The 21,749-nt window shown below is 27.8% G+C and carries 31 protein-coding genes, 2 tRNA genes and 1 pseudogene; 30 read left to right on the top strand and 4 right to left on the bottom strand.

The annotated features are described in order from the left end of the window. Positions 1-110 precede the first annotated feature (110 nt). From ACZ91P_RS11070 to ACZ91P_RS10960, 23 genes are all read left to right on the top strand, one after another. A complete protein-coding gene (locus ACZ91P_RS11070) occupies positions 111-977 on the top strand; it encodes an energy-coupling factor transporter ATPase (protein WP_465156109.1) in 867 nt (288 codons plus the stop codon). Beyond that, complete coding sequence (locus ACZ91P_RS11065; RefSeq protein ID WP_465156106.1) at positions 965-1,882, top strand: energy-coupling factor transporter ATPase; 918 nt, start codon at positions 965-967, stop codon at positions 1,880-1,882. The genes ACZ91P_RS11070 and ACZ91P_RS11065 overlap by 13 nt, the downstream gene beginning before the upstream one ends. Before the next feature lie 5 nt (positions 1,883-1,887). Beyond that, positions 1,888-2,859: an energy-coupling factor transporter transmembrane component T family protein gene (locus ACZ91P_RS11060; RefSeq protein WP_465156103.1), complete on the top strand. Its 972-nt coding sequence runs from the start codon at positions 1,888-1,890 to the stop codon at positions 2,857-2,859. After that, a complete protein-coding gene (locus tag ACZ91P_RS11055) occupies positions 2,859-3,599 on the top strand; it encodes a tRNA pseudouridine synthase A (RefSeq protein ID WP_465156100.1) in 741 nt (246 codons plus the stop codon). Before ACZ91P_RS11060 ends, ACZ91P_RS11055 begins: the two co-directional genes overlap by 1 nt. 126 nt (positions 3,600-3,725) lie before the next feature. Further along, a complete protein-coding gene (locus tag ACZ91P_RS11050) occupies positions 3,726-4,841 on the top strand; it encodes a hypothetical protein (protein WP_465156097.1) in 1,116 nt (371 codons plus the stop codon). A 92-nt stretch (positions 4,842-4,933) separates the two neighbouring features. After that, positions 4,934-5,010: transfer RNA gene (locus tag ACZ91P_RS11045), tRNA-Ile, on the top strand. 18 nt (positions 5,011-5,028) lie between these two features. Beyond that, positions 5,029-5,104, top strand: a tRNA-Ala gene (locus tag ACZ91P_RS11040). Between the two features lie 181 nt (positions 5,105-5,285). Beyond that, complete coding sequence (locus ACZ91P_RS11035) at positions 5,286-6,095, top strand: hypothetical protein (RefSeq protein ID WP_465156094.1); 810 nt, start codon at positions 5,286-5,288, stop codon at positions 6,093-6,095. Between the two features lie 121 nt (positions 6,096-6,216). Beyond that, on the top strand, positions 6,217-6,666 hold the full coding sequence (rplI, locus tag ACZ91P_RS11030; protein ID WP_465156092.1) for a 50S ribosomal protein L9: 450 nt from the start codon (positions 6,217-6,219) through the stop codon (positions 6,664-6,666). Positions 6,667-6,669: 3 nt separating this feature from the next. Beyond that, positions 6,670-8,046, top strand: coding sequence for a replicative DNA helicase (gene dnaB / locus ACZ91P_RS11025; RefSeq protein ID WP_465156089.1), 1,377 nt, complete (start codon positions 6,670-6,672; stop codon positions 8,044-8,046). A 54-nt stretch (positions 8,047-8,100) separates the two neighbouring features. After that, complete coding sequence (locus ACZ91P_RS11020; protein WP_465156086.1) at positions 8,101-9,321, top strand: lipoprotein; 1,221 nt, start codon at positions 8,101-8,103, stop codon at positions 9,319-9,321. Continuing rightward, a complete protein-coding gene (locus ACZ91P_RS11015) occupies positions 9,321-9,791 on the top strand; it encodes a 23S rRNA (pseudouridine(1915)-N(3))-methyltransferase RlmH (RefSeq protein WP_465156083.1) in 471 nt (156 codons plus the stop codon). Before ACZ91P_RS11020 ends, ACZ91P_RS11015 begins: the two co-directional genes overlap by 1 nt. Positions 9,792-10,207: 416 nt before the next feature. Further along, entirely contained in the window at positions 10,208-10,351 is a 144-nt protein-coding gene (locus ACZ91P_RS11010; RefSeq protein ID WP_465156081.1) for a hypothetical protein, read from the top strand. Between the two features lie 663 nt (positions 10,352-11,014). Then, positions 11,015-11,155 (top strand): hypothetical protein, encoded by a 141-nt coding sequence (locus ACZ91P_RS11005; protein ID WP_465156078.1) that lies wholly within the window; start codon positions 11,015-11,017, stop codon positions 11,153-11,155. A gap of 127 nt (positions 11,156-11,282) precedes the next feature. After that, entirely contained in the window at positions 11,283-11,441 is a 159-nt protein-coding gene (locus ACZ91P_RS11000; RefSeq protein WP_465156074.1) for a hypothetical protein, read from the top strand. A gap of 13 nt (positions 11,442-11,454) precedes the next feature. Then, positions 11,455-11,586 carry a hypothetical protein gene (locus ACZ91P_RS10995; protein WP_465156070.1) on the top strand — a complete coding sequence of 44 codons (132 nt, stop codon included), beginning with the start codon at positions 11,455-11,457 and terminating at the stop codon, positions 11,584-11,586. Between the two features lie 60 nt (positions 11,587-11,646). After that, positions 11,647-11,808, top strand: coding sequence for a hypothetical protein (locus ACZ91P_RS10990; protein WP_465156066.1), 162 nt, complete (start codon positions 11,647-11,649; stop codon positions 11,806-11,808). Position 11,809: 1 nt separating this feature from the next. After that, a complete protein-coding gene (locus ACZ91P_RS10985) occupies positions 11,810-11,947 on the top strand; it encodes a hypothetical protein (protein ID WP_465156062.1) in 138 nt (45 codons plus the stop codon). Between the two features lie 47 nt (positions 11,948-11,994). Continuing rightward, positions 11,995-12,156 (top strand): hypothetical protein, encoded by a 162-nt coding sequence (locus tag ACZ91P_RS10980; protein ID WP_465156058.1) that lies wholly within the window; start codon positions 11,995-11,997, stop codon positions 12,154-12,156. Continuing rightward, positions 12,156-12,407 carry a hypothetical protein gene (locus ACZ91P_RS10975; RefSeq protein WP_465156054.1) on the top strand — a complete coding sequence of 84 codons (252 nt, stop codon included), beginning with the start codon at positions 12,156-12,158 and terminating at the stop codon, positions 12,405-12,407. Before ACZ91P_RS10980 ends, ACZ91P_RS10975 begins: the two co-directional genes overlap by 1 nt. Before the next feature lie 20 nt (positions 12,408-12,427). Beyond that, the gene (locus ACZ91P_RS10970) at positions 12,428-12,577 is read left to right on the top strand and encodes a hypothetical protein (protein ID WP_465156049.1); all 150 of its coding nucleotides are present in this window, start codon (positions 12,428-12,430) and stop codon (positions 12,575-12,577) included. A gap of 748 nt (positions 12,578-13,325) precedes the next feature. After that, positions 13,326-14,672: a hypothetical protein gene (locus ACZ91P_RS10965; RefSeq protein ID WP_465156045.1), complete on the top strand. Its 1,347-nt coding sequence runs from the start codon at positions 13,326-13,328 to the stop codon at positions 14,670-14,672. A 302-nt stretch (positions 14,673-14,974) separates the two neighbouring features. Then, positions 14,975-15,181 carry a hypothetical protein gene (locus ACZ91P_RS10960; protein ID WP_465156041.1) on the top strand — a complete coding sequence of 69 codons (207 nt, stop codon included), beginning with the start codon at positions 14,975-14,977 and terminating at the stop codon, positions 15,179-15,181. 34 nt (positions 15,182-15,215) lie between these two features. On the opposite strand, the gene ACZ91P_RS10955 is transcribed toward ACZ91P_RS10960, so the two are convergent. From ACZ91P_RS10955 to ACZ91P_RS10945, 3 genes are all read right to left on the bottom strand, one after another. Then, entirely contained in the window at positions 15,216-15,743 is a 528-nt protein-coding gene (locus ACZ91P_RS10955; RefSeq protein ID WP_465156037.1) for a lipoprotein, read from the bottom strand. Beyond that, complete coding sequence (locus ACZ91P_RS10950; protein WP_465156033.1) at positions 15,744-16,175, bottom strand: hypothetical protein; 432 nt, start codon at positions 16,173-16,175, stop codon at positions 15,744-15,746. It abuts the gene before it with no gap. A gap of 175 nt (positions 16,176-16,350) precedes the next feature. Further along, entirely contained in the window at positions 16,351-16,791 is a 441-nt protein-coding gene (locus ACZ91P_RS10945; protein WP_465156026.1) for a hypothetical protein, read from the bottom strand. A 412-nt stretch (positions 16,792-17,203) separates the two neighbouring features. Between ACZ91P_RS10945 and ACZ91P_RS10940 the strand changes: the two are divergent. Beyond that, a pseudogene (locus tag ACZ91P_RS10940) lies at positions 17,204-17,735 on the top strand (hypothetical protein). Positions 17,736-17,878: 143 nt separating this feature from the next. Here ACZ91P_RS10940 and ACZ91P_RS10935 read toward each other — a convergent pair. Continuing rightward, positions 17,879-18,100: a hypothetical protein gene (locus ACZ91P_RS10935; protein WP_465156022.1), complete on the bottom strand. Its 222-nt coding sequence runs from the start codon at positions 18,098-18,100 to the stop codon at positions 17,879-17,881. 289 nt (positions 18,101-18,389) lie between these two features. Here ACZ91P_RS10935 and rpsJ point away from each other — a divergent pair, with 289 nt between their 5' ends. The 6 genes from rpsJ (at position 18,390) to rpsS (ending at position 21,726) form a co-directional block, all read left to right on the top strand. Next, positions 18,390-18,698: a 30S ribosomal protein S10 gene (gene rpsJ, locus ACZ91P_RS10930; protein WP_465156018.1), complete on the top strand. Its 309-nt coding sequence runs from the start codon at positions 18,390-18,392 to the stop codon at positions 18,696-18,698. A 64-nt stretch (positions 18,699-18,762) separates the two neighbouring features. After that, positions 18,763-19,539, top strand: a complete 777-nt coding sequence (gene rplC, locus ACZ91P_RS10925; protein WP_465156013.1) for a 50S ribosomal protein L3 — start codon at positions 18,763-18,765, stop codon at positions 19,537-19,539. 22 nt (positions 19,540-19,561) lie between these two features. Continuing rightward, complete coding sequence (rplD, locus tag ACZ91P_RS10920) at positions 19,562-20,188, top strand: 50S ribosomal protein L4 (RefSeq protein WP_465156009.1); 627 nt, start codon at positions 19,562-19,564, stop codon at positions 20,186-20,188. After that, positions 20,188-20,475: a 50S ribosomal protein L23 gene (gene rplW / locus ACZ91P_RS10915; RefSeq protein ID WP_114564653.1), complete on the top strand. Its 288-nt coding sequence runs from the start codon at positions 20,188-20,190 to the stop codon at positions 20,473-20,475. Before rplD ends, rplW begins: the two co-directional genes overlap by 1 nt. Positions 20,476-20,530: 55 nt before the next feature. Then, a complete protein-coding gene (rplB, locus tag ACZ91P_RS10910) occupies positions 20,531-21,367 on the top strand; it encodes a 50S ribosomal protein L2 (RefSeq protein WP_465156005.1) in 837 nt (278 codons plus the stop codon). 83 nt (positions 21,368-21,450) lie between these two features. Next, positions 21,451-21,726 carry a 30S ribosomal protein S19 gene (gene rpsS, locus ACZ91P_RS10905; RefSeq protein ID WP_114564651.1) on the top strand — a complete coding sequence of 92 codons (276 nt, stop codon included), beginning with the start codon at positions 21,451-21,453 and terminating at the stop codon, positions 21,724-21,726. Positions 21,727-21,749: the final 23 nt, after the last annotated feature.

Here is a 21,749-nt window from a genome sequence, read left to right as displayed (position 1 = left end):
TTTATATATAATTAATGGTATAATTGGAAAGATAAAATTTCAATTAATATTTTTAAATATTGAGTATATAATTAAAATATTATGTAAAAAAACATTAAGGATGAGAAGAAATGGTAAAAAAAACAAAAAAAATAAATGCAAAGTTAGAGAAACTAAATCATATTTCATTAAAATTAACTGATGTTGAATTTCGCTATCGGGAAAATCATCCTAATGCTGTTGATGGAGTTAGTTTTGAAATTAACCATGGGGAATATGTTACAATCATTGGACATAATGGTAGTGGAAAATCAACAATTAGTAAAATTATTATTGGTGTTTTACGCCCACAAAAAGGGAAAATTGAAGTTTTTGGTAATGAAGTTCATTTATCAACAATTACGGGAATTCGAAAATTTTTAGGAATTGTGTTCCAAAATCCAGATAATCAATTTATTGGATCAACAGTTCGTGATGATATTGCATTTGGACTTGAAAATCGCCAAATTCCGCAAAAAGAAATGCAAGCAATTATTGATAAAGCTGCGGCAAAAGTTGGTATGAATAATTTTCTTGCCCATGAACCACTAATGCTATCAGGAGGGCAAAAACAACGGGTTGCAATTGCTTCAGCACTAGCATTATCACCAGATATTATCATTTTTGATGAAGCCACAAGTATGTTAGATCCAAAAGGACGAAAAGAAATTAAACAAATTATGGTGGATTTAAAAGAATCACGCGAAAAAACAATTATTTCAATTACGCATGATATGGATGAAATTTTAAATGCTGATAAAGTGATTGTTATGAATAAAGGTCAAATGGTTAAATGTGGAAAACCACATGAAGTTTTGTATGATGAAGAGTTTTTGAAATCAATTCATTTAGATGTTCCTTTTGTTTCAAAAGTCGTTGATAGTTTACGCTTAAATGGTTTAAAAGTGAAAAATACACTAGATATTAGAGAGTTGGTGGATGAGATATGTCAAAAGTAAAAAAACAACCTAAAATTGAAGCATTACAAAATGTTGATATTACATTCACAAATGTGTCTTATGTTTATGCTCCTAAAACACCTTATGAATATACTTCCTTGCAAGATATTAATGTTGTTATTAAACCTGGGAAAATTACTGCTATTATTGGATCAACAGGAAGTGGCAAATCAACCTTAATTCAACATATCAATGGTTTATTAATTCCAACGACAGGAGTGGTTGATGCAAATGGTTTTATTATTAAAGCAAAACAAAAACGCATTAAAAATATTAAACAATTACGAAAATCAATTGGCTTAGTGTTCCAGTTTCCAGAATATCAATTATTTGAAGAAACAATTGAAAAAGATATTATGTTTGGTCCAGTTCACTTAGGTGAAAGTAAAGAAGTTGCTCGAGAAAATGCCAAAAAATACTTAGAAATGGTTGGTTTACCATTAAATTATTTAGAGCGTTCACCGTTTGATTTATCAGGAGGGCAAAAACGCCGGGTTGCGATTGCAGGAATTTTAGCGATGGAGGGTAATACTCTAATTTTAGATGAACCAACTGCTGGATTAGATCCTGAAGGTGAAGAGGATTTTATTAAGTTATTTCAACGGATTAATAAGGAACAAAATAAACGGATTATTTTAGTAACGCATAATATGGACCATGTTTTAGAAATTGCAGATGAAGTTATTGCTTTAAAAGAAGGCTGAGTTTTAAAAGTTGAATCACCATTTGAAATTTTTAAGGATAAAAATTTATTACAAGAATTATTAATTGAACCACCAAAAATTTATCATTTGATTTATCAATTGCAAGAAAAAGGTCTTGATTTAACAAATTTTAATATTCGTAATATTGACCAATTAGCAAAAAAAATTATTGAACATAAAGAACAAAAAAGAAAGGGATAAAAGAGATGCGCTTATCATTTGGACGTTATATTGCTTATAATTCCCCAATTCATCGAATGGATCCACGGGTAAAATTATTTATGTTGTTATCATTAATGATATCAATCTTTTTTTCAACTGGTTTTACCGGTTATGCCATTTTAGGAATAACAATCTTTAGTTTATTCTTTTTAGCCAAATTACCGCCAAGGTTATTACGAGCATTACTAAAACCAATCTTATTTATGTTTATTATTTTGTTGTTAATTAATTGCTTTTTAGTTACGGATGGTTATATTGGATGACATTGAGGTGGAAAAGCAACAGCAACAGGTCCTGTTGCTGCGGGAGGAAAAAGTTGATTTTCTTTTTCTGAAAAAGCTATTTTTAATGCCCTTTATATGGCATGCCGGATTTATTTAATGATTTTAATTACAACAATTTTAACGGCAACAACGCGCCCATTAGATTTAACTTTAGCGTTAGAAGATTTATTAAGTCCATTAAAACTAGTGCGCTTTCCAGTTCATATTTTATCAACAATTATTTCAATTGCCTTACGAATGATTCCAACTTTAATTGAAGAAGCGGGACGGATTATGAAAGCGCAAGCCTCACGTGGGGTTGATTTTAAAAATGGCCATTTTAAAGATAAAATTAAGTCAACAACAGCGTTAATTATTCCATTATTAGTATCAGCATTTCAAAAAGCTGAAGATTTAGCATATGCAATGGATGCTCGTGGTTATGACCCCCATGCCAAACGAACACGTTATCGTCATTATCGAATTCATTTTCCTGATGTGTTATTATTTATTTTTGGGGTTGGAATTGCTAGTATTATTATTGCTCAATCAGTAACAATGGGGCAATATGAAACTTTTTATCAAGTTTGACATTGAGATAACAATTCTAATGGATGAATATTTGGCAAAATTAAAACAGGATTTTTACAAATTCGAATTCCACATATTGATGAATTTGTTTTAGGATGATAATGTTATATTTATTATTAAGTATTGAATATGATGGTTATGATTATAGTGGCTGAGTTAAACAAAAAAATGCTCTAACAATTCAAGGTGAATTGGAAAAAGCATTTTTTGGTATTTGTCATCAAAAAATTTGAACTTTAGGAGCTAGTAAAACGGATGCTGGTGTGCACGCTTGTGATCAAAAGGTATTAGTAAAACTACCATTCCAACCACGACATTTAGCTTTTTTTATTAAAACCATTAGTCAAACTTTACCACCAAATATTAATATTAAAGGATATCAGTTTGTAGCTGAAAATTTTAGTGTTCGAACTGCAAAAGTAAAAGAATATGTTTATACAATTAATGATCAAGAGTATGATCTTTTTTACCACCGTTATGAACTTAAAGTTAATACACCATTAAATGGTAAAAAGTTACATCAAATTAGTCAAATTTTTGTTGGAACATACGATTTTGCTTATTTTGCAGGGGTTAAACCAACCGAGGATATTGCAACAGTACGAACAATTAACAAAATTTGGGTTAAACGAAACAAAGCAAAAAAAATTGAAATTCATTTTAGGGGGAAAAGTTTTATTCGTTATCAAATTCGCATGTTGACACAAAATATTTTAGCTTGTTATGCTGGCAAAGTTAGTTTAACTGAACTACAAGCACAATTAAACTACCCGCCTAAAGGAGCAACAACAAAATATTGTGCAAAACCATATGGTTTATGTTTGAAAAAAATTAAATATTAAAATAATTTTAATTAGTATTCTTTTCTTTAAAAAATAAATATGATATTATATATTATTTTACTTTTTTATGATACAATTTATAGTAACAGGTATGGGTAGAAAATAGAGCAAAATGAGGTGCAAAAAATGAATAATGGTTTTTATATTTTACCAAATGAAGAAGGATATTTAGTAAAGTCACATGATACTAATAGTGAAATTGCGCTATTTAGAAGTCGTCGTGATGCAGAAGTGTTTATTAGCACTTTAACATTATCACCAACTCCTGCCTTTTCAAATAATTACTCATCAGGAACTTCAATTCCCCAATATTCATCGCAACCTCAGCAAATTATTACGCCATACCCGACCAATGGTGCTTCACCACAAGTATTTTTTATTCAACAACCAGCTCCAGCGCAACAAGTAGCCCCACCGCCATATCCATTTTATCCGATGATGCCACCAACTTCGCAAATGGGAAGAATGTGTCATGGTATGTATCCAAATTATTATGGGCAACAAAATAATCCTTATGGACCATGAGGTTGTACTTGTGGGCATAATAATTCAGATTATAATGAACATTTTGAAAGAAATCCGCACATTAAAAATAATGAAGGTTTAAAACCAGGTTGAAATAATACCAGCAATGATTTGGATATAAAAAAAAATAATCAATTAAAAGATGATTCAGTTCCTTGAACACAGAAAAATGATAAATATTCAAATAATGGGTATGAAGAACAACTAGTTCAATCGCCGGTTGAAGAATATAATCCTCAAACAGTTATTAATCAAGGCCAAAATAATCCGGTTGCAACTGATGAAATATTAGGACAACAATATAATGATGTTCCAATTACTAATCCAGAGCCTATAATAACTCCAAATGTTTATTCAGAGGAAGTACAACAACAAGGAAATTATTCCCAACCAACCAACAATCAACCATACTATGAACAAGCTTTTGTTTCTAATCCGGTTTTTCTTAATCAACAATCAGAACAACCAGAACAATATGAGCAACCAAAACAAGTTACAAAACCAATTAATGTAGCTAATGATGATGAATTCTTTAATTTTGCTAATGAACAAGAATTTAATAACAATTCCAAAATTTCAAAAAAAGAAAAAAAACGTTTAATGAAAGAAGAATTAAAAGCAGCTAAAATGCAAACAAAATTAGAAAAACAGAATCCTAAAAAAGCAAAACGTAAAGGGGCACTTGATATTGAAGAATTAGACCCAATTGTAGAATAAAAAGCAAATTAATTTTGCTTTTTATTTTTTAAAATATTTTAAATTTATGGTTGTTTTTTAAATAAAATTAATGTTATAATAATTTAGGTTTTCGGGCTATAGCTCAGCTGGTTAGAGCGCACCCCTGATAAGGGTGAGGTCGATGGTTCAAGTCCATTTAGCCCGACCATTTTTTTATAAGAATTTTGGGCCCGTAGCTCAGCTGGGAGAGCACCTGCCTTGCACGCAGGGGGTCGACGGTTCGATCCCGTTCGGGTCCACCATTTCAAAATAGATTTAAACAATTAATTAAAAAAGCATATTAAATATTAATATGCTTTTTTAATTGAATTTAATGGTTGCTTGTTACTATTATCCTGAATTTTTGTGAGGGAGGGTTTAATATAATGGCTTTTTTTGGTATAATGTATATAATGCAAAACAGAATATAAACAGGGGTGAAGTATGTCAATTTTTGATAAAAATGAAAACGAAAGATATGCATATTTTTTAACAAATTTTAAAGAAATCCTTGCAGATTGAGTAGTTATGATTAATAATCAATTTATTAAGTCATCATTAGATAATTCATCAACTAAATTATTTGGAATGAATGTTGATAAAGCAATTTTATTTTTTGATATTAATTTAGATGCAAATAATGAATTACATGAATTAGGAATTATTAAAGAAAGTTATAGTATTGATTTAACAAATGATTTAGATTTGAATTTAGGGAAAAAAATAAATAAAAAAAACGAAGGAAAAAATTATGATTTAATTTATAATCAAATTGATAATTTTTTTATTCAAGATTCAGAATTATTAAAATTTTGTGAATATACATTAAATATTACTAATTTATCAATGGAAACGGATGGACCAACAATTAGTGCTTTGAATAATTACAAATCAGTTGCTTTTAATAGTTATCCAACAAAAATTTATGAATTATTAGATTGATTTGGTATTGAAATTGTTGATGCAATTAATAATGGATTAAAAGTAAAACGTTTTGGTGTTAAAGACAATAGTACTGGTAGTAATAGCAAGATAAGAAGAAAACCAAGATTAATGTCAAATAATGGTAATATTAGTGCTAAGTTAATTGATTTAAATAAGTTATTACCACTGTTAGAACGAGCTGAAATTAAAGATTTTAATCCTAAGTTAGAATATGATATTTTTAGTTTTTTGCAACATACAAAATATCGGAATTCTTTAACATATCAAGAAGATAGCGAAGCTGAAAAAAGTTTGGATAAAGTTTTTTAAAAAGCGGTGCTATCGTTATATTTATTAGATATTGGTTAAAAAGCGAAGAAAATAATTCGTTTTTTATTTATTAAAATTATTTTAAGAAGTTTTCCGTTATAATTTGTAGTAGGTGATTATGATGAAAGTTATTTTAATTAAAGATATTAAAGGAAAAGGAAAAGTTAATGATGTAATTGATGTTGCTGATGGCTATGCAAAAAATTATTTAATTAAAGAAGGTTTTGCAATTCCAACAACTTCTGCTAATTTGGCTAAATTAAATGTTGTTTTATCACAGCAAGCAGCACAAGAAGCAACAACAAAAGATTCTTTAGAAGAATTAAAAACAGTATTAGAAGAATTAACATTGAATTTTAAATTAAAAGTTCATAATAATAAAACATTTGGTTCTGTTTCTTTAACACAAATTGAAGATCGATTAGCAAAAGAATTTAACTTAAAAGTTGATAAAAAGAAATTTATTGATAATAATAATTTAACAAGTTTTGGGTTACATTACCTAAAAATTAAATTAGCTCCAAATATAATTGCATCATTAAAAGTGATGGTAGAAAAAAAGGAGAGTTAATTAATGGAAAACATCAATAAAACAGAATTAAATAAACTTAATGTTATTAATGATGCGGAAAAAAATGTTTTAGCAATAATTGCACACTCCATTACAGCAGCTGAAGAAGTTTTTTCAATTTTAACAGAAGAAGATTTTACTGTAATGAATTACAAAGTAATTTTCAAAACTTTACAAGAACAATTTTCAGCAAAGGTTGCTATTAATATTACAACATTAAGCAATTATATGTTAAAAAATAATATTTTAAATAAAATTGGTGGCATTGAATTTTTAACTGATTTATTTCAATCATATACAACAGATGCTAATTTATCTGAATATTTAGATATTATTATTAAAAATACAACCTCACGTCGATTAAAGGCTGTTGTTGATAGTATTAATCGTCAGATTGATGCTCATCAGCCAATTGATGAAGTTGTTAGTCACGCAGAAAAAGAAATCTTAGATGTTAAAAAGGAGCGAAAAGGGAATTTATTTAAAACTTCATATGATGAAGTTGATAAAGTACTTCAAAAAATTGAATTGTTAGAAAATTCCGGTGAAATTTTAACAGGAAGTCCAAGTGGTTTTCGTGATTTAGATCGTATGACATCAGGTTTTCAAAAAGGGGATTTTATTATTTTAGCGGCACGTCCTTCAATGGGAAAAACAGCATTAGCTTTAAATTTTGCTGTTAAATCAGCTGCTCAATCAAAAAAAGCAGTTGCTATTTTTTCAGTTGAAATGCCAGCGGAACAATTAATTCAAAGAATGCTAGGAAGTTATTCAACAGTTGATTCTGTTAAAGTTCGAACTGGTAAAGGGTTACAAACACGTGATTGAGAAAATATCACCAAGGCGGCAGATTTTTTAAAACAAACAAAATTATTTATTGATGATACACCAGGTTTGAAAGTCATTGAATTACAGTCAAAGTTAAGAAAATTATGTCGTGAAAACGAAGTTGGTTTAGTTGTTATTGATTATTTACAATTACTTAGCACTGGAACTCATTTTGGTGATTCACGTCAACAAGAAGTTTCAACAATTTCGCGGCAACTTAAAGCATTAGCACGTGAATTAGAGGTTCCGATTATTTGTTTATCCCAATTATCACGGTCAGTTGAAAAACGAGAAGACAAAAGGCCAATTATGTCTGATTTACGTGATTCAGGAGCAATTGAACAAGATGCGGATATTATTATGTTTTTATTTCGAGAAGAATATTATACTGCTCACGATTCAAATAATATGGAAGGACCAATGTTAGAAACGGAAAAAGCACAATTAATTTTATCAAAGCATCGAAATGGTCCAACTGGGAGTGTTGAATTATTATTTGTAAAAAAACACGGTTCATTTGCTGATTATGGTTTGCAAAATACAAAAATTTAGGATACTATATTAATTAGTGAAAAATAAATTAGTGTTTAAGAAAAGAGGACTATAATGCGTAAGTTATTATCAATTTTTGCAGCAACAACTTTGGTTACAACATCATCAGCATCAGTTGTTGCTTGTGGTGGTGCACCACAAGGAAATCCTATTCCTACTTTTATGTATAATAAAAATCAAAAATTTAGTCATGCTCCAACAGCAACTGGTAAATCAACAAATGGAATTGATGATGTAACACAATCAGGAAAAGATGAAAATGGTGCTCCTTATGAATACAGTTTAAAGGAAGGGCAATTGGGTTTAATTAATAATGCAATTAACCCTATTTTACATGGTATAAATTTAACAAAAGATAATAGTGTAACAACTGGTAAAGGAGCAAAGTGAACTGATGAACAAATTGCAGCTGGTTTAAAAGGACAAAAGGATGAACTAATTAAAACTGCAAAAACTGATGCGCAGGATCCTTTTGATAATAGTAAAAAAATTAATCAAAAAGTATTATGAGAAGAATTTTTTAACAATTATTCAACTAGTTATGACTCATACTATAGTCAAGTTGCTTTCCTAGCAAATGAAAATAAAACAATCTTAAATAAAACAAATTATAATTTGGTTACAATGACTGGAAATGCAGAAAAGACAAAAAATAAAGATTGAGTTAAAGAACAAACTTGACCAGATGGCAAAAAAACTCCTTATACACCTTCATCATTAAAAGTATTATCACCTATAGCAACGATTCTTAAATGATTAAATGATCCAAAAAATGGCTATAATCAAGGTTATGATCAAATTGATCAAAATCGTGAATATCAATCAGCACGTTATCTTGCAATTGTTATTCCTAATGTGACAATTCGCTTTGAGTTTCAAGGAGAACATAATCGTTTTACTTTTACAGCAACAATTGATAAATTAGTAGGTTATGCAAATTATCTTGTTTACGAAAATCGAAATAGTACAAAAAATAGTTCAACTTATGGTCATCAATGATTTTTCCTAAGTTATGGTTTTTATGACTTTGAGAATTTAAAAGATGATTATCATCACTATAATTTTAATGCGATTCCAGATGCTGCTAAGATTGATCAAAATATTAAAATTGCATTAGGTTTTGTTAAAAAAAATGATGATAAAGGAATTTTAACCGATGAGGAAGATAAGAAAGTTGGTAAACGTGGTCAATTCACAACACCAGAAACAGATTATACTTTCCCAGCTCTAAAATGAACAATTAATGTTGATTCAATTACTGACCAATATAAATAATGGATATTAAAATTCTGGCAATTGGTTCATTAGAAAAAAAGTATCTAATAATGGGCTGTGAAACTTTTTTTGAACGAATTAAGCATTATGCAAAATTAGAAATTATTGAATTAAAAGAAGTTAATAATAAGAATGAACAAGTAACAATTAATGAGCAAACAGCATTAGTAATAAAAAAACTATTAGATTATTCAGAATATTATAAAGTATTATTAGCATCACAAGGTCAAATTTTAACAAGTGAACAAATTGCTGCATATATTAAGGAAGTTAAAGATTTTAAAAAAGCAAAGTTATTGTTTATTATTGGAGGCAGTCATGGTTTTAATAATAATGAATTATTGTCAAAGGTTAATTTTCAATTAAGCTTTGGAGCAATAACTTTACCACATCAATTATGCCGATTAGTATTATTAGAACAAATATATCGTAGTTTTAAGATTATTAATAATGAAAGTTATCATAAGTAATTTTTAAAAAGAACAACCAGATTATATTTTTTTGGTTTTTTTCTGTAAATTGTAAATGCAAATCTAGCACTTTATTGAAAAAGAATAAAGTGATTTTTATTTTGTAAAAAATACTTATATTTATTGGATTAATCGTTAGATAGTATCTTTTACACTTAATAAAATATGTTTTTTCAGAAAAATCCGTCCTTTCTTTTCTTAAAAAATTTTGAATAATTGTTTTATTTAGTTGTTAGTTGTATAGTGTAAACCAATTAGAACAAAACAACTCTTATTAAAGGGTTGTTTTTTTATTTGAAATAAAACAACTCCTAAAAGGAGGTAATTATAATTAAGCAACAAAAAATATGTGATGTTAATGATTGTTATAAAGTAATATCATTCATTACCGAAGAATTTTTATCAAATAAAGTTTTATGAACTTGTGAAAAAATAAAGATTTATTGAATAAAGTAAAAGATAAAACACAAAAGCGGTTTTATAAACGTTTAGAAAATTCAAAAATTATCTTTAATTGAGAAACTGGGTTTTTAAAACTTAAATTTTACAAAACAATTTAATGCAGAGTGGGGCGGTTATTTTAAATAACTAAGTGCTTCCATAAGAACATGAGTTTATACTCATTCTCACAGCCAGCCGAGGCGAGTACTGAAACAGTGTATGAGGAAATATGTAAATCGACGCTGGTTCATTAGAACTAAGCGATAGTCGTGATGTGTCCAAGACTAACATCAAACGACAATAAATATTGAGATGGTGACACAAAGAATTAAATTTGCGTTTAGCATTCGATCCTTTGCATGGATGCGAGTAAATTTAATTTCAAAAACTGAGCGTCAAATCCCAGAGCGAAAGCACAAATGGGCACGGATAAAGGAAGACATATATATGTCTGGCGTCAATATTAAAAAACAACTGTGTATTATTAAACATTCAAATAATTAACATACCGCCACCGCTCACCCCCAGTCAAGCGGATGGCGTAGTAAATAAATAGATAAATACTTATATAACTAATTCTCGCTTGGCACTTTCGCTTGGGAGTGAGTGCTAGCGAGTTAAAACTAGGAGGAATTATAATGACAGAATATAAAAGTAAATATATTAATAAAACTTAGAATGAAATAACAACATCATTTGATTGAGTTAATTGTCAGCCTATTAATTGTCGTATTTCACATCATAAAAATCATTATGATTTGTAATGTTTAGAATAAGCCAAAATGTACTTAAATTTATTTAAAAATAAATGAGATGTTATTGTTTCTTATATGCAACATTACAAAATTAAGGATATTTTAGATTTAGCATCCGATGGTTGAAGAATATTACAAATTGACCAAAAAATTAAAGGAGTAATTTAGGAGGTTTATATGAAAAAGTTAAATAAAAAACCTTAAAAGTTTTTAAGTAAAAAGCAATTACATAAGAAAAAAATTGAGCGTGCTAATGAAAGAACAAGAATAGAAAATAGTAAGGAATTAAATAAATATGAAAAAGTTAAATAAAACTTGTCTTAAACAAAGATATTGAGGTTATTGTTCAAAATGCGATCAAAAAAATAAATTACAAGAATTAATGCTTAAAAGTTATCCAGTATTATTTGAAGATATGACTGATGAGCATTGAGCATTAGGAAAACAAAATTAGGAGAAACTAACCTATGAAATGTCAAAAAATTAATTGTAATAATAAAAATGCTTATTTTGAAAATAATTATATTAAAAAAATTGGTGATAAATTAGAGTGAAATTTAGGTTATAAAAAAGAAATTATATTATGTGAAGAACATTAATTAAAAATTTATCAATTAGAAAATTTAATTGTAAATAAAAAGAATTCGGAGGAATAAATTATGACTAAAAGATACTTATTAATTATTAAAAATGAATATTTAACTACATATTCATTTTGTACTTTTGAAGAAGCAAAAATAACTGCTAAAAATGAAAAGTATTATCCAACAGTAATTATTGATTTAGAAAATGAAAATATTAAATGAAAAGGATGTGAATAATATGTTAAAAGATGAAGATGGTAAGGTTTATACCGAAGAAGATTTATTTAATGAAGCATTAGAAGAATGTCATTCAGAAGAAAGTGCTTATGAATATATTGATACTTTAATTGAAGAAAAGAATTTGGAGGAACTTTAAAATGACTATAACAGAATCAATTAAATTTGACAAACTAAAAGAAGAAAATGAAACACTTAAAAAAATTTGCTGAAAAAGATAAAAAAATTGATCAAAAACAATTATATAAAGAAGATTTTTACAAAAATCCATATTCAACAGGTTCTATCGATTGAATATTAGTTGACAGTTCAAAATATGACAAATTACCTAGTAAGGAGGATAAATAATGAGTGATATTGTAAAAAATACAGTAAATAATATTAAATTTTCGTTTTATATAAAAGGTTCTGATTTTAAAGAATTAAGTTTAAAAGCATTAACAATTAAAAAATGAATTGATGAAAATGGACAAGAATTAGCAGAATTTATATATCGACAACAAGCTTGATTAATAAATGGAGAATATAAATCACAATTCCTAATAACCCTAATTTTGAACCTTCTGCTCGTTATGGTAAACAATTTGCTAGTATTTTAGATATTATTGCGGAAAAGATAATGTTAGATCCATTATTAAATAGTGGTAAATTTACTATTAATACTAATGGAGTTACTGGTGTGGTTGACCAAGAAATTAGTAAAATGCTGGCATCATTTATTGAAAATGACTTGTTATTAGTTGAAGAAAACCCTGATAGTAATTTTTAACCAGTAGACTATATTGCTGGTAATTTTAAAGGTGAGCAATTAACTAAAATATATGATTGATTATTAACAAATTACTATAAAATAAATCGACATCATGTTCCCGCCATTGCTAAGGGCGCACAACAAACTCAGGCAGAAGTTGCTGGTGTAAATATTCAAACAAACGCATCATACGAACAAATCATATATATTAGAGAAATTAAATTAACTGAATTTATTATTAAGTTAATTAAATATGATAATGCTATTTTAAACAGTAGAACATTCAATATTAAAAATATTAACGAGTTAATTGTTGATGTTCGCTTACCAGTAAATGCTATTTTAAACAGACAATTAAAAAAGAAGGAAACTATTATCAATATGCCTAATGAAGAAGGAGAACAAGAATGATGTTAAAATCATCTGAAAAAATGTTAGCATAATTAGCAGAAAATGATAAACCAATTGACTATTCAATTGATAGTATTCCGTTAGATTTTGCTAATCAATCGCAGTACAGCGACCCTAATTTAGAACAATTATTTAGTGAAGACCGTGCTAGAACCTTATATATTTATAAAATTAATAAAATCTTGTTAAGACAAAGCAAAAACCAATCTTAAACTATTCTCAAAATAGTGTTAAAATTGATTTTATTAATAAAGATGAATATATTAAGATTATTGGTTATGAAATTAGTGACTTTAACTTTAAATTACAAGTTCAACAAAATACCACAATTCAAGACAATAGCACAAGTTATGTAATGATTTATGAAAAAGATATTTTAATTAATAATATTTCAAAACAAGATAAAGAATTTTTAGAAACATTAGATTTAAAAATAGTATCTATTAATGAACCAATTAGCGAAGACAATAAAAATGAATGTTACATCATTGAAGAATACAAACGCCCTTATTCACCTGATGGCATTGATATTATTAAATCTACCCACTTAGTTAAAATAACTGATTTTAAGTGAAAAAATCAGAATAGTATTCATTTAGTTTTACAAAAATCATTGCCAGAAGATACAGTATTTACTGGCATTGAAATTAAATACCCTAAATCAATCTTATTTGGAAATATTAAATGTTGAGGTAATATTAATGGTATTTATTCTTATTCTTCATCAATAGTTGAAAATGCTAGTTTAGTACCGTTGCTATCTATGCCTATTGAAACAGAACCTAATTTAAGAGTATTTCAATATTGATTTACCGAAAGTTTTTTACCGTGGTTTATTGCAAAAATATATATTCAACCAGATGATATTTTAAGTTTAATAAAAAATAATGGTTTAGATAAAGTTTTATTGAATTATTTAACATATCGTTATAATTATGACCGTAAATTTCAAGGTGCAAAATATGATGAAAAAGGCAATCCTACAAATAAAGCGGCTGAATTACGCCAAAAATTCGAAGGACAAAAACCAGAAGATGTTATTGATGGTTTATTTGAAAATTGAAAATTAGACAATCCAAGTGAATTACATAAAAGATATGTAAAAAGAATTAAACAAGTGATATACATGTTATCAAATTATACATATAGTAAATATGCAATTAATAAAGGCTATAATGATGATGTTAAATTATTTGCCTCTTATTATTTTGAATTAATATTTAATCCAAGAGAGGTAGAAACTGGATATTGAGAATTTGAACATTGTAAAGTTAAATTAAATTCATTATATTTTAATTTTATTGGTCGCTCTACTCCACCAACATCAATAAATTATTGAGAAGAAGTTGATGCAACGGAAAAACCATTTAACAAAATTGATGATAAATATTATTTTGTTGTGTGGCATGGTAATGTAAATGATGATTGAAAAATTATTAAATTTAAATATGATAAGTATGAAAAAAATAAAGTACTTGATAAGTATAATAATTATGAACTTCAATTATTTCAAACCGGAAAAGCAGAACAAGGTTATTGAAAAAGTATTTTTTTAGTTGATAATAATGGAATATCCAAATATTTTGCGTGAAGTTTTTATCCTAATTATTTTAAAGCAGAGTTTATCGTTGAAATAATGATATTGAGCCAAATCTACCTTTTATTTCACCTAAAACTGGGCAAATTACAGATTGAAATTTAAAGCAACAAGTTAATATTAATAACAACAAAAATAATGAAATTAAAGTAAATGTTAAAAATAATGATATTTCAGAAAACCCCATTTATCAATTAGAAGCAAATTATTTTAATTGGTTATCAATAACAAATGAATTAGAAACAAATAGCATTCCTTCTCTTATTCCTGCTGAAATTAAATTATCAGATGAAGAATATGGCAAATATTTAACTAATTTAATTGTTTCTAACTACAAAATAGAAGAATATTTAAACTATTTTTCACAACGATATAGATTAATTTATTCTAAGGCGGTTTGGACAAGTATGACTAAAAATTTAGTTGAAAATAGTATTAAAATAACTTATGATGTTAAACTATTTATTTTAAATCAAATTGAAATATCTGGGATATGGGATTATTGAAATTATGATATTACAATTTTTACTGAAAAAGAACAAATTAATATTAATAATTTACAATTATTTAATAAAAATAATGAAAAAATTTCATTAATTACATTAGAAATATAAAAAGTCATTTATTAAAATGACTTTTTATATTTTTTTATTCTCTTTTAACTTTTATTTGTCCGGTTTTTGGATCAATAATTAGTGTGTTTGGTTCGCTATCATTATTTCAACGATAAACTGATTTAAAATAATTAGGATAAAAACTTCACGCAAAATATTTGGATATTCCATTATTATCAACTAAAAAAATACTTTTTCAATAACCTTGTTCTGCTTTTCCGGTTTGAAATAATTGAAGTTCATAATTATTATACTTATCAAGTACTTTATTTTTTTCATACTTATCATATTTAAATTTAATAATTTTTCAATCATCATTTACATTACCATGCCACACAACAAAATATCATTTATTATCAATTTTGTTAAATGGTTTTTCTTGTGGCGCCATCCATTCTAAATTGTCTTTTATTTCTTGCTTATTTGTATTTATTTGATTTTCTTCTTTTAATTTTGCTAATTGTTCTTTTGTATATTCTTGTGTTGTATTACAAGCAACTAAACTTGTTGTACTTGTTCAAATTAAAGTGATTGAACTTAAAGGACTTAATATTTTTTTCATTTAATCACATTTAACAACTCTAATTGTTAAAGCTAATAATGTACCAATAATATCTCTAATTGCAGTCCCTAAAACAGGAACAGTTTCTGTACCAACTGTTGCTCGAATTGCAGCACCGGTTCCTGCTGCTGCACCAAGAGATGTTGTGGGGTTATTACATAAAGCACTACCAATTTCCATTGATTCGTGTATTTGAATATTATGACCCATTGTTCGTGGATCGTGATAAATTAAAAAACTACCATTAAATAATAAAGAATTTAATTGATTGCTTGAAAATCTTCTAATAACACCACCATCTGGATCCATATAGTTAAAATATAAATTATTATCTGTTGAAGTATTTCTATAAATACCATTAATTAAAATAAAATGATTACGTCGTGGTTCATTATCATTAAATTTACCTGTAAAACCTAAAGCAACTGGCATACTATTATTTAAACTATTATAAATTAAACTAAGAAAAATATTCAAATTTGTATAATTATTATAATCAACGCCAACTCTAGTGCTTCCAGCAAGTGTGGGGTCATTAATACTTGGATTTAATGAATGTGCAACATATCTTCTAAAATTATTTAATCTATTATTAATAATGTAATTATTAACTGTATTTGTTCAATTTGGTACAATGGTTCCCTCCTCCTAAAAAGTTGAAATTATCTACTGTTTGCAATGTTGTTTCCATATTACCAATTAAATGTTGTTGACATGAATATAATGGAGTATCTGGCGTTCTAAAATTTCTAAGACCTAAAGATCTTAAAATTGACTCTGCTATTACTGGGCCACAAGATAAAGATTTTGTTTGAGCAACAGTTGGTACTGCTACTTCTAAGTTAATATCTAAAAGTTCGAAAACGTAAGTAATTTCATCTTCTCTTTTATTTCTATTTGAAGTTTCTAAATTATTTGAATCTGATTCCATTGTTTCTCTTAGATTGTTGTTATTATTTTCTTTTTGATAAGACCTTGCAGCAATTGTTGTTGGGATTGCAGAGCTACTAATTGTTAATACACTTAATAAACTTAAAAGTTTTTTCATTTTGTATAATTTCCTTTCTTATCTTGAAACTTTTTATCAAGATCTATTGACATTATATATATATATATGCAAGTCAAGCAATTTAAATATATTTTAGAAAGGGGATGAATTATAATGGTTATTATTGTAATTATATTGTACTAAATCTGGGCTCGCGGTTATTTTCATAAGTTTGTGAAAAATGCCTTAAAGTTTAAAAAAACTTTTGCCGCGCTTTTCAAAATACTTGGAAAAAATTCTAAGCGTTAAGCGAAGAATTTTATAAAGGTTCCCAAATTTGTTTGGAAGAACCTCAAAATTTTTTTAACTTGTAAGTCATTTTATCACAAAAATTTAAGAAAATCAACCGCTCGCCCAAAACCTTAAAAAACTATATAATTAATTTTGTATATAAAAGAAAGGATTTTTAAAAATGGATAAAACAAAGCATCATTTTACTTTTAAAGAAAAAGTAATGTTAAAAGATTTATTAGAACTTGATTTTTAAAAAGAAAAAATGGTAAACCCAATATATCTAAAATAGCAAAAATATTGCATAAAAATCGCAATACAATTAGACGAGAAATAAAAAGGTTAAAAGATAATAAATATGATGCTAAATTAGCACACGAAGATTATTTACAAAAACGACAAAAATGTTTTTAATAATCATAATTATTGCTAAATATTTTAGAATGACTAGATGAAAAATATAACAAATTTCATGATTCACCAGAACAAATCTGTAAAAAATATGAAAAAGAGTTTGGTATTAAATTTCCAAAAACCCAAAGTTGAAAGAGCAATCCGCGATTTTAGACATTGATTTTCCAAAGGAATTGATTTAAGTATTTATTCAAGAAATTATTATCAAGAAGTTGCTAATTATAATAAACTCTAAACTTAAAAAATCTTTACATTGACTATCTTCAAAAGAAGTTTTTATACAAATGTTTAATTTTTAATATAATTACCTATAAAAATTTTAATCATTTTATTTTTCAGTCTGCCAAAATTCATAAATTTAAAACAAAACTACTAAATTTTTTTAAAATAAATTATATTGAACATTTATTTTATTGGTGTTATAATGAAATCAAATAAAGTGCTACACTTCATAGTACAATTTACAAATTTTATACATTGGATTATTTTTATCAATGATTTTCTTTTTATCTAACTGTGGTTTTTTGTTTGTTTTGCGGTAAATTTCATGGCTTCGTGATGTTTTACGTGCTAAAGTTTCAAGTTGAATTTTAACCACCTGTGCTTTATGTTCTTGAATTTTTTTATAACGCAAATCATAACCATTGTCCTTTGTTTTTTTCATATAATAGTTTTATTTTCTATTTCTTTTGCCATTTTTCTCCTTACTTTTCGACATGTAATTATTCGAATTTTATTATAATATTAATTATAAATTAGATGAAACAAAGAAGTAAAAAATATAAAATATTTTATTTTTTTTCTTAAAAAAGACTTGCATTATTGCTTATTATCCAATAAAATAAATAAGCATGTATATTTTGTGTGAACATCTTTTTTGGTCTATAACTGATACACTGATAGGCGTTGTCAATGTTTACACAAAAAATATGAATAAATTAGGAGGAAAAGTAATGGCTCAAACTAAAATGAGAATTAAATTAAAAGGTTTTGATCACCGTGTGGTTGATCAATCAATTAAAAAAATCATTGAAGCAGCTCAAGCAGCAGGAGTAGAGGTAAAGGGACCAATCCCTTTACCAACTGATCGTAATATCATTACTATTTTAAGAGCAACTCATAAACATAAAGATTCAAGAGAACAATTTGAAATGAGAACACATAAAAGAATTATTGATATTATTAATCCTGATGGTCCAAAGGTAATTGACACTTTAAAAAGAGTGCAGTTATCAAGTGGTGTGGAAATTGAAATGAAATAAATAACCATTCTTAAATTTAATTTATAGACAAGATATACATAACGTATTTTCAAGGAGGAAAGAAATGAAAGGAATCTTAGGACGCAAAAATGGTATGACACAAATTTTTTCTACCGATGGTAGATTAATACCAGTTACAGTAGTTGAAGTAGAACCTAATGTTGTTTTACGAGTATTGACAAAAGAACAAAATGGTTATCAAGCGCTTCAATTAGCTCTCGAAGATAAAAGAATTAGTTTGGTTTCAAAACCAGACCAAGGACAATTCAAAAAAGCGAATACAACACCTAAGCGCTTCGTTAAAGAAATCAGAAATATGGATGGTTATAATCCTGGCGATATTATTAAAGCTGATATCTTTACTGCTGGGGAATTCGTTGATGTTACAGGAACTTCAAAAGGGAAAGGATTTACCGGTTCAATTAAAAGACATAACTATTCACGGGGACCAATGGGACATGGTTCAGGTTATCACCGTGGTGTTGGGTCGATGGGAGCTATTGCCCCAAATCGGATTTTAAAATCTAAAAAAATGCCTGGACATATGGGAACCGAAAAAGTAACAATTCAAAATTTAGAAGTTATTGCAATTGATACTGAAAAAAATGCTTTATTGGTAAAAGGTTCAATTCCAGGTCCAAAAAAACAGTTTGTAGTTATTAAAGAAGCAATTAAAGGTTTAAAACCAAATACACCAACAGAACTAGTAAAAAGAACTGTTGAAATAAAAACACCAGAGCCCACAGTAAAAGAAGAAAGACCAGTTGAAGGAGTTGTTGATGCAGTAGTTGATACAACGCCAACAGCAGTCACTGATGCACCAGCATCAAAGACAGAATAGTTTTGTAGAAAGGAATTTTAAAATGAAATTACAAGTACTTGATGCGAAGGGAACAAGCGTTAAAGAAATTAGTGTAAATGATGCCATTTGAGGAATTGAGCCACATCAGCAAGCAATGTTTGATGCTGTTATTGCGCAACAAGCCGCGATGCGTCAAGGCACACACAAAACTAAGACAAGAACTGAAGTATCTGGTGGGGGAAGAAAACCTTGAAGACAAAAAGGAACTGGTCGTGCTCGCCAAGGTTCAATTAGAGCACCGCAATGAAAAGGAGGAGGGATTGTTTTTGGCCCAACTCCAGAGAAAAATTATTTAAAACATGTTAATAAAAAAGTTAGAAAATTAGCAATTAAATCTGCATTATCGTTGAAAGTTCAAGATAAAAATATTATGATAATTGATCAATTTGGAATTGACAAACCTTCAACAAAAGTAATGGTTGAAGTTTTAAATAATTTAAAAGTTAATGGTGAAAAACTATTAATTATTACCACAGAAGGTGATGAAGTTAATTTTAAATCATCACGTAATATTGAAAAGGTAAATATAATTACATCAGCTGGGATTAATATATATGATTTATTAAATGCAAACAAATTATTAGTAACAGAACAAGCAATAAAAGCAATTGAGGAGGTGTACGCATAATGCATATTACAAATGTCATTAAAAAACCAATTTTATCAGAAAAAACATATCGTAATATGGCGAATGGGGTTTATACTTTTGAAGTTGCGCGTACAGCAAATAAAGTTCAAATTAAAAAAGCTTTTGAAAAAATCTTTGAAGTAAAGGTTGAAAAAGTTAATGTTATTAATTATGACCCAAAAGAAAAGAAAATGGGAAAATTTGTTGGAGAGACAACATACACAAAACGTGCAATTATTAAATTAAAACCAGGTGAGAAATTAGATTTATTAGGAGAAGATAAATAATTCCAGGATACACTATCTGGGACTGTTTATTGGCGAAATAGGAGGATAAATAAAAATGCCAATTAAGAGTTTTAAACCAGTCACACCGAGTCGTCGTAATATGACGTCATTAGATTATTCCGTGTTGACAACTGATCGCCCGGAAAAATCATTAATTGAAACTCGGAAAAAACATGCTGGTCGTAATAACCAAGGAGTTATTACAACAAGACATAAAGGTGGCGGTCACAAAGTTAAATATCGTATTATTGATTTTAAACGTAATAAGGATAATATTATTGGAAAAATTGCAACAATTGAATATGATCCAAATCGTAATGCCTTTATTTGTTTAGTTAATTATGTTGATGGTGAAAAAAGATATATTTTAGCACCAAAAACCATCAAAGTTGGAATGCAAATTGTTAGTGGTGAAAAAACAGATATTAAAGTTGGAAACTGCATGAAATTAAAAAACATTCGAGAAGGGACTGTTCTACATAATTTAGAATTACGTCCAGGCAAAGGTGGACAATTAGCTCGTTCAGCTGGTTCATCAGTGCAATTATTAGGGAAAGATGAAGATGGTAAATATGTCACAATTCGATTAACATCAGGTGAAGTTCGTAAAGTTTTAGGAGAATGTCGAGCAACAGTTGGTGAAGTTGGAAACGAAGACTACGCCCTAGTAAATTGAGGAAAAGCAGGACGAAACCGCTGACGTGGAATTCGTCCAACTGTTCGTGGGTCAGTTATGAACCCAAATGATCACCCCCATGGTGGGGGAGAAGGTAAAGCTCCGGTTGGTCGAAAAGCACCAATGACACCATGAGGTAAAAAAGCATTAGGAGTGAAAACTCGTAACAAGAAAAAAGCTTCAACTAAATTAATCGTTAGAAGACGTACTAAATAATCTTGCTAATTAGGGTCAATCCGACAAATAATAGTTGAAAGTAAAAATCAAAATTAGAGAGATTATATATAGGAGGTAAAACAATGTCACGAAGTCTGAAAAAAGGGCCATTTGTTGATAAACATTTACAAAAAAAAGTTGAAGCATTGAATACTGCGAATAAAAAAGAAGTTGTTAAAACTTGATCAAGAAGAAGCGTTATCTTCCCAGAATTTATTGGTCATACTTTTGCTGTCCACAATGGAAAAGAACATATTCCAGTTTATGTTACCGAAGATATGGTTGGTCATAAATTGGGAGAATTCTCACCAACAAGAAAATTTGGTGGACATGGCGATGATAAGAAGAAGAAAAAATAATTAAATTCAGAAAGTGAGTATTA

The sequence above is a fragment of the Spiroplasma endosymbiont of Halictus nicosiae genome (assembly GCF_978018445.1).
The sequence above is the reverse complement of the archived record's forward strand: the minus strand, read 5'-3'. Positions and strand labels throughout refer to the sequence as shown.